We start from the raw sequence: 14437 nt of genomic DNA, 5'->3' as shown, positions 1-14437 counted from the left end.
TCCAATGAAGAAACATACTATTTTCATTACCATCGTCATTACACTTGCCATTGGCATTGGTATGTGGCGCGAATCACACATACGCCATAACAATAAAGTATCTACTACGCCCAAAGAAACCCAGCTCCTCACAGGCACGGCCTTACCTGAAAGCAAAGCACTCCCCCCTTTTGAATTTATTGACCAAGATAATCACGCTTTTAACAATGCGCAATTAAAAGATCATTGGAGTTTTGTATTCTTCGGCTATACCCAATGCCCAGAACAATGTCCCAGAATCTTAGGTGCACTCAATAATGTGTCACAACGAGTTGGCCCTAATCCAATGGTGCAATATTTATTTGTTTCTATTACACCCGAAATCGATACCCCAGAAAAGTTAAAAACCTTTTTTGCGCAAGATCAATTCAAACTAACTCGGTTTATTGGCTTAACAGGTGAAAACAAAAATATTGTAGCGCTTGCCAATCAATTAGGCATTTATATTGCTGATGAAACAGGGATTAATATAGAACATATTGGCCATAGCGGTACTATCTTGCTGGTTAATCCCAAAGGTGAACTCTCTGCCCTCTTCACAACAGCAGAGAACCCACATCGCATTGCACATGATTTTAAAGACTTGATGAGTGTTTATGCACGAAGTTAGACTTTGAATAAAAATCACATGAGAATTATGAGTGTGCGAAAACAACAATGCCTAAAAAAATAAAAAGAGAGCATCGCCACTCATCCTAAATATTAAGCCTACTATCTCATTCTCATTTAAATTCTCAAAAGTGCCCTTATAGTGTTAATACGCTAACAAGCAATATTGAGAATTTTATGCCCTTACTAAAGAACACAGGTGATGGAACCTGCTTATTTCATACTATATCTGTCTCATTGTATGAAGCTTTATTCAATGATACTTTGGCATTAGATGAAAAAAAGGAAGGCTTTGATGCTTTTCTTCAGCACTTTGCATCTTTTCACCCTAATTTTAAGCCCACAACCATTGAAAATTTAAAGCGTTGGCTCAATCAATATTGCAATAGTGTTCGTGATATAGAATTGCTCATCAGTCCTGTGTTACGTGTTTGGTATGAACATACCCACAACGGCATTGCATTAAAAGATGCTTTAGAACAACTCCCCATGCGCAGACATATTTGCGAAACGTCTACTGCACTTACATGGTTATGCGATCAATTCGGTTTTAATTTAGATCTAGAAACAGATCATGGTGTTGAAGATCATTATGATATTCTAGGGCCACAACCAGGACCAAGATTGACGATCAAACACTCAAATAACAATCATTTTGATGCCCATGTTTCACACGAATTTATGCAACACTTTAAACACCGCAAAGATTCTATTATCTTGACGCACTATAATGGTAAAGTTGATGGTGCCTACACACATAGGCATAATCCTCTGCCCGCTGTAGAGCATACCATAGAAGAGATAGCACAGGCAGCGATTGCTCCTCGTGATTTTTATCGAGAATTAAAACACATGCAGCGTGCCTTACAACAAAAAGCTATGCAATTAGAGCCTGCTGAACAAGATAGAAATAAAGCTATTTATGAGTTTAACCTCGTTGAAGATGCACATATTCCTGATCAAGCTACGCTTGTATTAATGTATGATTTATTGCTTGAAGAAGCAAAGATACTTGAGCATGCTGAACAAGTGGTAGAGGCTAAGCAGCATAGTTTAAGAAATATATAATTGATCAGAGAAAATTCTTTATTTCACCTTTTCCCTGCGTCTTTTGCTCGCAACGACAAATTCCTAATGCGTTGAGAGCACTCAGGGCCGGTCGCTACCACAAAGCGTATGGAATACACGTCATAAAGACACAAGTAAATGAAGATTGCAAATGAGCGAAAGCAACAACGCCTTAAACCAAACTGTAAAAATCAGATACTCAAACTAGTTTGGCCTTAAGCAAGGCAGGCAAGACTCGAATTGCAGGAGTGTATGAACAATACATGACTGCAATGAGATATCGCAGCCAACGACGCATAAGGTCAAAATAGGAAGGGTATCAGCGGATAGAAGCACCACCATCAATCACCAAAGCATGCCCCGTGATAAAGCTCGACTTAGGCGAACAGAGCCAATATACCGCTTCTGCAATTTCACGCGCTGTTGCACATCGCCCTATGGGATGATAAGCATCGATCTCTTTTCTAGCATCAGGATTTTTTACCAAGAGTCTATCCAACATAGGAGTTTCAACGCCCGCTGGGCATATTGCATTCACTCTCACATTGGCAGCAATATATTCCAAAGCAGCCGCTTTGCTCAAGCCCACAACACCATGCTTGGCAGCAACAAAAGCGGCAACCATATCCGTCGCAACAATACCTGTCACTGATGCATTATTGACAATAACACCACCACCGGATTGCACAATATAAGGTAGCTCATGCTTCATGCACAACCAAACACCTTTTAAGTTTACATCCATAATGGTTTGAAATTCTTTTTCTGATTGCTGAAAAATAGGAGTGGGAAATTGTTCTAAGCCCGCATTATTAAAGGCATAATCTAAACGTCCTAACTTATCAACGGTTTTTTGAATAGCTAGTTTTACTTCACCTTCTCTCGTTACATTACCACTAAAAGTTAAACATTCTACCCCATAGGGTATGATTTGATTACGCGCAATCATATTTTGTTTTTCTCGTCTGGAAAAAATTGCAATATGCGCACCCTCCTCTGCAAAACGCAAAGCAGTTTCCAAACCGATGCCTGAATTACCACCAGTGATAAAAATGACACGATTTTTCATTTCTTGTTCGGCCATAAAAGTTCTATACGCCTCGCCAAAGAAAGAGGGTCTGTCTAGTAAGCGTAGCACTTTCATAGAGAACAAAACCAGTCTAAGTTATTTTATTGCATAATCACTATACAAATCATAGCGTTACTATCATCGCCGTCTCACTTTTACAAGAAGAAACTTTTTAAGTTTTAAATACTCTAACCGAGTAAAGTAGTATAGCGATAACTTAAATAGGATCCACATATGCATTTAGAACCAGTGCCCCCATCTCATGCAAATATTTTCCCGCTCTATTTACAGAATGATGGTCCTCAAGGTGGCCCACCACCACCTCCTCCTCCACCTCCTGGCAAGATTCCTCCGCCACCGCCTGGGAACATTCCACCTCCTCCTGGTGGTAAGGGTCCCCTTGGAAAATTAGGTGCCAAAGCCATTGCTGACAAAGCATTAGCCGAGATGAATGAAGCGGAACGAAAGACCTGGGTAAATCAATTAAAATTCAATGATATTTATCCTGATGATGCAAGAACATTAGTAGATTTAGGATTTTCAAATACCATAACAATGCAATCAAAAACGATTGCTAATGCACAGCACAAGCAGCCCAGCCAAGCATACTACCAAGCAGAAGTATTGAAGTTACTCAATCAAGCCTATGGATATCCACCAAAAAGATTGGATCCCTATAAAGCAGAGATAGAAAAAGAATTAAAAGGATACAAAGACAGCAGAGGACTTATCAATGCCTATCATAGCTTATATAAATGGAATTGTCTTTTAAAACTAGATTCAGAAAAAAATCCAAACTACCTACAAACGAAAGAAAACGCTAAACAATTACAAAACGAATATGCAACACTACTTACAGAGTTTCAAGACATAAAAGAACAAACCAAGCTCTTAACAGGCGACGAACAAGCTAGCGCTTTTGAGCAATTAGCAATGCTCAGAGCGCAAATGCAAGAAAAAGTAGATCAATTAAAGAGCATACAAAAAAAGATAGTGGTTAGCAAAGCAGGCTTAGACTCAAATCAGGCAAGTTTTAATCAAAGCTATGGTGTATTAAAAGCAGCGGAACAAAATGCACAGAAAGAAATTGATCGTATCAATGCAGAGATAGCGCAAAAATCTAAAAATGCAGGGAATGCTATTTTAGATCCAAACGGTATGATACAAGAAGAAGTAGACGCATTAGGTATAGAGCTCCTTGCAGCACAAGAAAAATTACAAGAAGCAATCGCTGCAACTGCAGAACAAAAATCTAATATTGATGCAGCAGAACAAAAATATAAAGATAGTTACCAAAAAGTGAAAGAAAAATTAGCCATTCGCTCTTTGCTTGAAGAACCAAGCAGCTGGAAATCTATCCAAAACATGAAGATCGGCGCAAAAATGGATGAACAGAAGGTTTCTGCAAATGAAGATCCAGAGTTCATTCGCTGTATGGAAATTGATGGCAAAAATCGCAGCTTTAATATACGTTTTTTATCTGCCACACAACAAGCAAGGCTTGCTTATTTTTTTGCAGCAGAAGCAAAGGATGTACAAGAATTACTTCCCACCAATCGCGAACAACAACGTGCACTCATGACTGCGATTGATGGGAAACTTAGTTTCGTGGAAGAACTCAATTTCACCATGCTCATGGATATTGCAGAGGGTAGGATCAAACGCCAAAAAGGCACCTGGGCTGGATTTAGCGCAAACGAGCTCTTAAAAAATATTACCACAAACGATAGCGTACATCCTAATTATGCCGCTTTAGAAGCTCAATATAATCTTTATACCCTTCATAAAGATTTTAAAGATGATGAGCTTAAGAATGCTTTTATTGAAGCCAATAAAGAACGCGGCATCACCTTTATCGCAGAGCCTATTGTCAAAGGCAAAAAACCCTATGACTTTAAGCGCAAAATCGACATTTCTTATTTAACAGAATCACAAACAGATAGATTGGCTAGATTTTTAAGCAAAAGCGAAAATGAATTTATAAAAGAGGGTGGTGTAGATATAGAAGCTCTATCAACACACCTGAACACAGTACTCAATGACACCAATCTCTCTTTTGAAAAATTTTGCGATATTATTGAAGGGCATTTAGAACGAACGCCTGGTAATTTTGCACCTCAAGATAATTATGCATGCTTGGAAACCGCTGTTCGCACTGTTGGCAATCCTCCTCATTATGAATCCATCGTGCAACAACGCAAAGCTGATATACAACGTAAAATAGAAGAAGAAGCTACGCGTCGCCAACAAGAACAAGAGGCGCGAGCAGAGGCAAAGCGCTTAGCCGATGAAGAAAAGCAGCAAAAGAAACAAGCCCTGATAGAACAAGCACAAGAAACGGCTCGCACAATCATTGAAGGTTTCGGTGAAATAATCCCCAATGCAGATTTTAGCAACCCCAAAATTGTCAATACTTTTGAGCTTTATCTCAAAGCAGAAATAGCGCAAATTGAAGATGCAACACTCAAAGAAATGGTAGATGAACACTTACAAGAACATTTACTCACATTGCGTCCCGATCCCACTGTTCTTGATTTGCCAAACCCTGACGATAATGATAACACGCCAGTCGTCATGCAGCCTCCAATGAGAAGTCCTGTGTTATTTTCTCCTCCCCCCCAACAAGTCGATGTTCAGCCCGAACATCCACCTCAAAAAGCAAAAGATGAGGTTGTAGAGCCTAAAGTCTCCACAACCAATGCCTTAGGGCTTTCTATCCGAAAATTAAATGAAAGTCGTGAAGCAGCAAAGCCTACTCAATGGCAAGCAGATGTTGAGACAAATGTAGAATCAAGAAAGCTAAAAGGCCAATATTATGCTGCCACCTTACTATTAAACCCTGTAAGCATAGACATGAATAATATGCTGCAAAATGCCACAACTGATTTTAGAAGTTGGACAAGAAAATGGCAAAGTATTACGAATAAAGTCCAATCCTCAACCAAGCTATCCTCTACGCTTCCTGAACTCAATGCAATTCAATCACTTATTATTGAATTAAATTTATCAATACCTGAAGACGCTACTAAAGTAAATAAATTTCTCCAACAAGCGACCAGCAATGCATCCTTTCGAAATCCCATAAACCCTATTGAAACAATCTTGTTAGAAGAAATTACACAAAGCCAAGGTATCGCTGATTTTCTACATGCCAATCAACAACACCCCGATCGAATGGGGCTAAACAAGCTTGCGATTATTAAAGGAATGATCTTAGAAAGATTAGAATATTATAAATATGAAAGACATTATATGAAGGATAATTTTGGTGCAACTTGTGAGCACATTCTAAATGAAATTGATAAGCAGGCAGGCGATGCTTATGATGTTTTAAAAAATGATCCTCGTAATGATGCATTTTGCAAGCATCTCTATGAAAAATACAAAGCTGACAGAGACTATTTTCTAACGCACACGTATCAGTCTAGCGCATCAAAGCCTAGAAGTTAGCTTCTTCATGCTTTGAGCTTCAAGGTCAATTGCTTGACTCACAGCAGGCAATTGACACCTTACGGTATGCTTATTGCTATATATGAGATTTGGTTTAACATAATCCAAACTTGGATGAAAATTTTTTGTTACAGAAATAGACTCATCCTCTATTTTTTCAATATTTGGACTAAAGCCTAAATTAAAAAAAGGTAATTTCAATATACTTTGAATAGCGCCTGAAAACATCCACACAACACTATAAAAAACAACGCCACCAATACCCCCACAAATAGCCACCATTGGCAAACCAATGCCTGCGCTCAGACCATAAAAACCACCCAGAATAAAGCCAATCATTGCTGCTGTCATAGCAATGTTTTCAAATCGTGCTTTAATTTGTATTTGTCTCGCTTGTTGTGTAAAAATTTGTGCTTTCTCTTCTGTTTGAGCCGTTTTATCAAGCAGTTGCTCTAATTTTTCACCTCGTTGTAACAACTGATCAATATTATCAACCATAATTCTTTTCGTTCTATCAATCGTCTCTGTCATATCTTGGATTTTAATATCATCTGCTGTGAGTGGTTTTATTGTAGGATCGGTCATAACACACCTCTTTAATTTAACAGAAAAAATCAATACAGCACATATAATGCTATGAATCCAAGGCATTATATTCTTTTACAACCTTATTTTTCCCTGTAAATTCTTGACCTTTATCTAAAAAAACAAACTTTATCTCAGGACATCTCACCTGATTTTGCATTAAAAATTTTTCTAACTCTTTATTGATTGTTTTTTTCAATCTCTTTAAAGAGATAAGCTCGGCATCTTTAGCTTTTATCTTTAATAACCATTTGTGTAATGATTGCTGCACAATTTGAAAAGCTTGAATACTAGGAAGTTTCTTAAAAAAACTTTCTATTTGATCCAAAAAAATAGGTAGTGATTGCTTTTCATAAAGATGAGGTAAATACAGTATCTCATCCGCAGTACTAATATTTTTTTCAATAACCCACATATTTTCAGAACATTCACATAATGCATCACCATCCATGAAAATTTGATTTAATCGAAATCGAATTAAGATATGTTTACGACGCGTTAACGTAGTAACTACAGGTATAAATCTCTTTTTTTCATCATCAACCCACGCCTTTTCTATCCAGTATAAATTTTTTGGAAAGCATAATCGTTGATGAATGCAAGTATAGCCTACAAGATTATTAAAATGCAGAATTGGCTTTGCTGCCCCTTTCTTATTTCCCTTATGTAGAAATTTAGCTTCTTTCAGAGAAATATTTTCAGCACTTCGTGATAAAGAGAAATATGACCATATCTTTTTTCTTAATAAAAACGACTCCTTATTTTCACGCATCATGTTTTCATCCACCGTAGGCCATAGCGCAAAGGGTGCATTTTTATAGGCTTTATAAAAGGGAATATATCTTGCCGCATAAAAGAGCGCGTTAGATAACTTTTTTTTATGCTCATCGTATCGAAGGGTGGGTACACCTCGTCTATCAACATTATCCAGTAGATAACGGTATAATTTTGGCCCCCAATGCTTCATGGATGGATGCCCTCACCCTTGACAATTCTATGTTGCGAATCAATGTTTTTTATTTTTGTTGTTGCAGACTTTGCTGATAGTTCAAAAAATGAAGACCAGAAAAAGCTTAAATTTGCCCAAATAATAAGCTTAAGAAAGCATTTAAAATAAAGTGAAAAGAATAATAGGAACGTTAGCGGAAAGAAGGGATATATAGCAAAACACCACCGACAAGCGGTGGTGTTTCAATGATAAATGGTATTTTTTATTATCGTTTACAGCAAGGTTTAACCGTCGCCTTAAGATCTGACTCAGCATCATTTGCAGCGACAGGTTTAGATTTAAGAGCAGCCGTCATTGCCTGCTGCAATATGCTCTTGCCTTTTTTACTCAACAATACACCAGCAGAAACATCTTGTGATTTTGCAAAGCAATCCAATGCCTGCTCCAAGCGAACAATTAAATTCTCACCATCTTCTGCCATTGCATGTTTCTTCGCTTTTTCACTGTCTTTGGTGACAACTCTAAGGCGAACAGCTTCTTCAGCACTTAATGGGATCTGATTATCATAAATACTGATACCGCGAATATATCGTGTCGCCCCAGCTAAACCAACGGAAGCCCCAAGCGCAGCAACACTTGCAAAAAAGCCTGCAACACCAATGGCTACTTGAGGTACTAGTTGTAAAAACGGTAATGCTAAAATACCATAGAATGCTGCGATTGCAGCACCATATGCCATAAGACCAATCGCTGAAATTTGCACCAAAGCATGCAATGCATTCTTAAAACTAAATTTGCCAAAGCCTGAGTATTCTTTGGAAATCATCCAGCCAATATCACGATACAAACTTTCTGCCGTATCAAACATACCAAATTCATTGGCACATTCCATTGCGATGTAAGTACCCAGCCCATAGGCTAATAACAACAAGGGACTGGTTGCACCCGTTACGGCAACCGCAGCACTGACTGTTACAAACCATGCAAACCATGGCCCTAAGAAATGCATAATTTTTTCGCGTTTACTTGCAACTTCAGGAGGGTTTTTAATACTTAAACGTACAGAATGTGCACCAAAGCAATATTCACCGGAAGTGGGTTCTTGAACAGGTTTTGTCGCACTAGAGCCATCATCTTTAACACACAAACCTGCTTTCTCTAAACCAGCAAGATAATCTGGCACAGCGCGTACTTTAGAAAGTGTATTAGGCCAATTGAAACCATTCTTTCTTAGCCAAAAATAAGTATGAGATAAAGAGGCTTGAATATAGGCGCGATGGTATGAGCTAATCACAGAAAGCTCAAAAGCTGATTTCATTTGCCCATTCGTTAAAAATAAGGCTTTATAAAGCGCAGGTTTCTCTGCAAGTAATTTCTGCTTATCTACATCATTTAACTTATCTAAGTCTTTCGCAAGATACTGCTTCGCCTTCACTTGTGCAGGCAAAATACCCGCTTGAGCAATCATATAAAGCTCTGGTACAACAACACCAACATCGACAACTGTATCATTTTCTTTGCGTTGAATAGGAACATAGGCAATATCAATATGACGTTCTGTTGGCGCTGCTTCTTCAATGTAACGATCCCAAAGATACTTCCCTAGGCCTTTTGCTTTTAATGAGAGCCAATTTGATTGCGTGGATTCAGATTGTGCAGCTTCGTTGCCCGACATGATGTTACCCCTATCAATATAAAGCTAATAATGGCACATAATAGTGTGCGTTTACTCGTAGATAACTTTGCTATCTACAGAACTACCGACACTATCATGGAAATTGATACATTGCAAAAATATATAGTGCTGCTTAAATATCTGTATAAATGGCTGGGTATATCAATGAAAAACGCATTAGTTGCTCAACTTATAAACAACAGATAGCATGACAAAAACGCCTAATAGCGCAACCACAATTGCAGGACCAACAGGCAAATCAATCACAAAAGCTATTGCTATGCCAAGTAGCGTTGCTAACATGCCAAATAGACAAGACAGAAAAGCCATTTTTTCTGGCGTATTTGCAAAGAACCTCGCTGTCGCAGCCGGAATAATCAACAAAGCAGAAATTAAGAGCACCCCCACCAATTTAACAGCAATGGCAACAATCAATGCTAAAAGCAGAATAAACAGCATTTCTATTCTCTGAGTTGCGACCCCTTCAACGTGCGCGAGCTCTCTATCAATGGTGATTCTCAGCAAAGATGACCAAATACGACACAATATGCATAATGATACACACACGGTGACATAGATGATCACAACTTCTTGCCAACTAATGGCTAAAATATCACCTACTAAGAACCCAAGGACATCCATGTTAATATTTTTGAAAAAACTCAAACAGATAAGCCCAATGGCCAAGATAGCGGGGGACAAGATGCCTAAAATGGCATCATGAGAAAATACCAATTTATTCTTCAAATAAAATAGTAAAAAGGCGATAGCGACAGCAACAAGCCCAACGCCAAAGGTTAAATCAAGCTCAAATGCAAGCGCAAGGGTAATCCCTAATAAACCGGAATGCGCAAGCGTGTCACCAAAAAAAGCCATACGCTTCCAAATAACAAATACGCCCAAAGGCCCGCTTGCCAAGCTCAATCCTAAGCCTGCGAATAAAGCACGCCATAAATAATCTTGTTGCAATAAAGAAGCCCACTCATTCATCATGTTTATGTCCTTGCCTACAAACCACCTCACCATGCACATCATGTTGATGATCATGCTTATGTGCATACAAGGCGACTTCAGGTACTTTACCAAATAATTTAAGAAAGGAAGGATCTTGACCCACCGTTTGAGGTGTGCCAAAGCAACAGATATGTTGATTCAAACAAAGTACTTTATCGGTTTTAGCCATCACCAAATTTAAATCATGCGAGACTAATAACACCGCGCAATGATAACGATCGCGAATCTGCGCGATCAATTGATAAAGCTCATCTTGCCCAACCAAATCTACGCCTTGTGCAGGCTCATCCAATACCAAGAAATTAGGTTGACGTAATAAGGCTCGTGCCAATAAAACGCGTTGCCATTCCCCTCCTGAAAGCGCGGTTAATTGTGTATTCACAACAGATTGAACCCCCACTTCTGCTAAAACAGGATCAATATTTACCTTAGATTGCCCTAAGGTTAAAAAGCGCTTTACAGAAATGGGCAAAGAGGGATCTAATTTAAGTGATTGAGGCATATATCCCATTCTAAGTGGCTGATGCCGATGAATCGTGCCTGTGGTAGGCGGCAAAAGCCCCACAATGCACTTTACTAAACTTGATTTTCCCGCTCCATTTGGACCAATTAAAGAAACAATTTCACCCGCAGCAAGAGCAAAACTAATATTTTGTAAGATCTGTTTCCCACCCAAAGAAAGCCCTAGACCTTCAATAGAAATGATATTTCTTTGTGATTTTTGAACCATAACTTTTGCTTTAACGGTAAGTGTGCTAAATTTTAACACCTTTTAAGCTATTCGCCATCAGATGAAGTTCAAACGATTATGCGCACCACAAAAAAGTTACTCATATTACTTTCCATATTGCTTTGCTTGCCTCTAAACATTGCAAATGCAACAGCGCCCAAGATTGTTGTTAGCATTAAACCCATACACAGCATAACGACACACATTACTGAAGGCATTACAGAGCCCACTCTCTTATTACCCGATGGCGCTTCGCCTCACACCTTCTTACTCAAACCTTCTCATCGTAAATTAATCCAAGAAGCCGATTTATTGATTTGGGTAGGTGAAAACTGCGAAACACATTTAGAAAAAATCATTGCACAAAATAAGAGCAAAGCACTCACGCTTATGTCTTACCCAACCTTAAAGATATTAACGCTCAGAAAAGATCGCGATTTTTCTTTGATTCACAACCCAATACCCCAACCCAAACATAGACATGAACACGAGCACGAGCACGCGCATGAACATCATGATCACAGCCATGCAAGCAATGAAGACGCCCATATATGGCTCAGTGTTGAAAATGCCAAGCTTATTACCACTGCTATCTTAGAGCGCTTAATACAGCTCGATCCCGCACACGAAAAAGAATATCGTCACAATGCGGAACAATACCAAAAACAACTTGATACACTCAAAGAAACCTTGGCACAACGCTTCGCTCAAACAAAGCCCGCACCTTTTTTAGTTTTTCATGATGCCTACCAATATTTTGAAACAGAATTTGGGATATCCAGCATTGGTAGTATTCTCATTAACCCGCATGTGCCACTTACAGCACGTGCTTTAAGCCATATTCAATCCTTAATTGAAAAATACCATGTACATTGTATCTACTACGAGCCAGAATATAGCTATCAAGCTTTAAAGCCTATTTTAAGCAAACAAGGATTACAGCTGCTTGAACTGGATCATCTGGGCGTAAGACAAGCCAAAGGATTAGGATGCTATGAGAAAATGATGCTGGCACTCTCAACGCAATTAATCGCCTGTAAAAACTCCCATTCTTAGCGCGCTTTCTCTTGCTCTAAAAGTAGAGCCTCTCGTTTAATAACATAGGCTCTACCACCAGATATCCATCCTGTAAGCTCATACTGTTATTATCATGCCTCCCTATAATTCATAGAATATTCAATCGATTATGCAGTCTTCGGTTTAGCACATGCATATACTCTTCACATTCGAATTTTAGGTTTTGTTGGCTGCGAGTCTGCACTATTTGTGCACGCCTGAGGATTCGCTCCTTTGCCGCCCCACCTAGATTGTGCTCCTTGTGGGTAAAAATCGACTGTTATGAGTATATAGCTGCTTATTTTTTCTGTTCCCTGTTGAACTTTTTGCTATTAAAGCAATCTGATAATTAGATGCGACTATACTGCTGTAATATATTTTTAAAAAACCCATATTTGTATTAATTCAAAAAAGTATTTTAGGAATTTTTATGCCGAATACTAAATTAGTTTGCTTTGGCTTTGACCAAACTATCGTGAATGGCCATTTTCACTCCGCCATGATGGGTCGTCGTATTAAACCCAACGATGAAAATCCAGGCGTACAAGTATTACAGCAAGATGGTACCTTCAAAAATATGCATACTGGCAAAGATGTGCCAAATAATGGCGGCGCATCATTACAGACAACAACTGAATTATTAGACAGCCCCGATGGACTTAAAAACAGCAAAGAGGTGGCAGACACGATTCGCTACGCAATCGATAATGGCCATAAGGTTGCGATTACTTCTTTTACACTCTATCCCGAAGTTGTGCTGCCTACATTGCAAAAATTAGGTCTTGAAGATAAATACATCCAGCAAATCTGTATTGTAGGTGGATTTCCTGACCACAACACGCCAGACAATTCACCGGATGGTAAAGAGCAGCATATTGCAGCAGCAATACAACATTTTAACAATCAAGGTGCAGGCTTAACAAGAATAGATGCAATGCTGGTAGATGACACTACTAATAATTTAGATAAAGCACCTCCAGGCACAACAAATGTTGCAGTACCTAAATATCAGAATCTAACACCAACCTATTTTGAAACAATAAAAAGCTTTGTGAGCAAAGCACTCAGTACCACGATGGAAAAGCCTACAGTTGAAAAATTACCACTTGAACTTGAAGCAATGGTCTCTATACTAGAAAGAAAGTCTTTATCTAAGCCCATTTCATTCTCAGGTTCTCATAAAGTGACCTCATCATCTTTATCATCGCTCATACAAACAGATGTAAGTCCATTTGCCCCTATGACACCCAAGAAATTAGGCTTAGATAAAGGCAATGTCACAACTTATCCTGAAAAACCAGGTAATATTTATATAAAATTTGATAATCCAACAGATATGCAAGCAGCTTGTATAAATTTGGAAAGAATCTTGGGATCCAACACTTTTCGAATTGCAAACCAAGAAAATACCATTCAAATATACTCTAGCATACAAGCAATCATGGAAGTAACTCCACCTGTTGTAACTCCTGCTAGCCTTGCTATTGACAAGGGAGCATTACACACATATCCAGAAAAACCCGGCAATGTGTATTTGGTCTTTAAAACAGCAGGAGAGATGCAAGCTGCGCAAAGAAACTTAAACCAAGTATTTGGAGAAAAGGCTTTTAGAGTAGCGGCTCAAGAAAATACAATACAAATTTATCGAGAGATTCAGAATCTCCTTGGCGTGCCAACCCCTGACATCACACCAACCAGTTTAGGTCTTAACAAAGGCAAGCCAGAAGCTTTTGCAAATAGACCTGGCAATATCTACCTAGTCTTTAAAACAGCAGAAGATATGCAGGCTGCTTGCAACAATCTTAGCAAGGTATTCGGGGAAAACTCATTTAGAATGGCTAGCAACGCGAATACCATACAAATCTATCGGGAAGTTCAGAATCTTATCGGTGTAGCACCTACTTTAAGTAGCCAAGTAAAAGCTACATCAACCCCAGCAGATTTTGGCCTAGACAAAGGCACATTAAAAAAATTTAATGAATATCCTGGAAAATTCTATATGGAATTTACAAGCGATGCAGAAAGAGACAAGGCACATCAGTTATTAAATAAAGCTTTTGGGGAAGGCGCATCACGCATTGTGAGCCAAACAAAAACTATAGAGATCAATGATAAAGTAGAAAAATTTTTAGAAAAGGAACCGAAAAAGAAATCAAGATCAAGAATGTAGTAATACTGCTACTAACTCTATAA

Annotated in this window: 11 protein-coding genes; 5 read left to right on the top strand and 6 right to left on the bottom strand. The window is 38.6% G+C overall.

Features of this window, described 5'->3' with window-relative positions; genetic code table 11:
- Positions 1-4 precede the first annotated feature (4 nt).
- Both CC99x_RS00980 and CC99x_RS00975 read left to right on the top strand, forming a co-directional pair.
- Positions 5-649 (top strand): SCO family protein, encoded by a 645-nt coding sequence (locus CC99x_RS00980; protein ID WP_057623300.1) that lies wholly within the window; start codon positions 5-7, stop codon positions 647-649.
- 176 nt (positions 650-825) lie between these two features.
- Complete coding sequence (locus CC99x_RS00975; protein ID WP_057623298.1) at positions 826-1716, top strand: hypothetical protein; 891 nt, start codon at positions 826-828, stop codon at positions 1714-1716.
- Between the two features lie 319 nt (positions 1717-2035).
- On the opposite strand, the gene CC99x_RS00970 is transcribed toward CC99x_RS00975, so the two are convergent.
- Positions 2036-2800, bottom strand: a complete 765-nt coding sequence (locus CC99x_RS00970) for a glucose 1-dehydrogenase (protein ID WP_057623296.1) — start codon at positions 2798-2800, stop codon at positions 2036-2038.
- A gap of 219 nt (positions 2801-3019) precedes the next feature.
- Between CC99x_RS00970 and CC99x_RS00965 the strand changes: the two genes are divergently transcribed.
- Positions 3020-6235: a coiled-coil domain-containing protein gene (locus CC99x_RS00965; RefSeq protein WP_057623295.1), complete on the top strand. Its 3216-nt coding sequence runs from the start codon at positions 3020-3022 to the stop codon at positions 6233-6235.
- Here the strand turns inward: CC99x_RS00965 and CC99x_RS00960 are convergent.
- The 5 genes from CC99x_RS00960 to CC99x_RS00940 all read right to left on the bottom strand — a co-directional run bounded on the left by CC99x_RS00960 (position 6218) and on the right by CC99x_RS00940 (position 11188).
- Positions 6218-6820: a synaptobrevin family protein gene (locus CC99x_RS00960; protein WP_158003188.1), complete on the bottom strand. Its 603-nt coding sequence runs from the start codon at positions 6818-6820 to the stop codon at positions 6218-6220. The two genes, CC99x_RS00965 and CC99x_RS00960, sit on opposite strands and share 18 nt — an antisense overlap.
- Before the next feature lie 49 nt (positions 6821-6869).
- A complete protein-coding gene (locus CC99x_RS00955) occupies positions 6870-7595 on the bottom strand; it encodes a hypothetical protein (RefSeq protein WP_141651868.1) in 726 nt (241 codons plus the stop codon).
- A gap of 439 nt (positions 7596-8034) precedes the next feature.
- Entirely contained in the window at positions 8035-9444 is a 1410-nt protein-coding gene (locus CC99x_RS00950; protein WP_057623289.1) for a hypothetical protein, read from the bottom strand.
- 177 nt (positions 9445-9621) lie between these two features.
- Positions 9622-10437 (bottom strand): metal ABC transporter permease, encoded by an 816-nt coding sequence (locus tag CC99x_RS00945; RefSeq protein WP_057623287.1) that lies wholly within the window; start codon positions 10435-10437, stop codon positions 9622-9624.
- Complete coding sequence (locus CC99x_RS00940) at positions 10427-11188, bottom strand: ATP-binding cassette domain-containing protein (RefSeq protein ID WP_057623741.1); 762 nt, start codon at positions 11186-11188, stop codon at positions 10427-10429. The genes CC99x_RS00945 and CC99x_RS00940 overlap by 11 nt, the downstream gene beginning before the upstream one ends.
- A 78-nt stretch (positions 11189-11266) precedes the next feature.
- On the opposite strand from CC99x_RS00940, the gene CC99x_RS00935 reads away from it, so the two are divergent.
- The gene (locus CC99x_RS00935; RefSeq protein ID WP_057623285.1) at positions 11267-12244 is read left to right on the top strand and encodes a zinc ABC transporter substrate-binding protein; all 978 of its coding nucleotides are present in this window, start codon (positions 11267-11269) and stop codon (positions 12242-12244) included.
- Between the two features lie 430 nt (positions 12245-12674).
- Positions 12675-14414 (top strand): hypothetical protein, encoded by a 1740-nt coding sequence (locus tag CC99x_RS00930; protein ID WP_057623283.1) that lies wholly within the window; start codon positions 12675-12677, stop codon positions 14412-14414.
- The last annotated feature ends 23 nt before the right edge of the window (positions 14415-14437 follow it).

Source organism: Candidatus Berkiella cookevillensis (genome assembly GCF_001431315.2).
In the GTDB taxonomy this organism is placed as follows: Bacteria; Pseudomonadota; Gammaproteobacteria; order Berkiellales; family Berkiellaceae; genus Berkiella_A; species Berkiella_A cookevillensis.
This window is presented reverse-complemented; position numbering and strand designations above follow the sequence as displayed.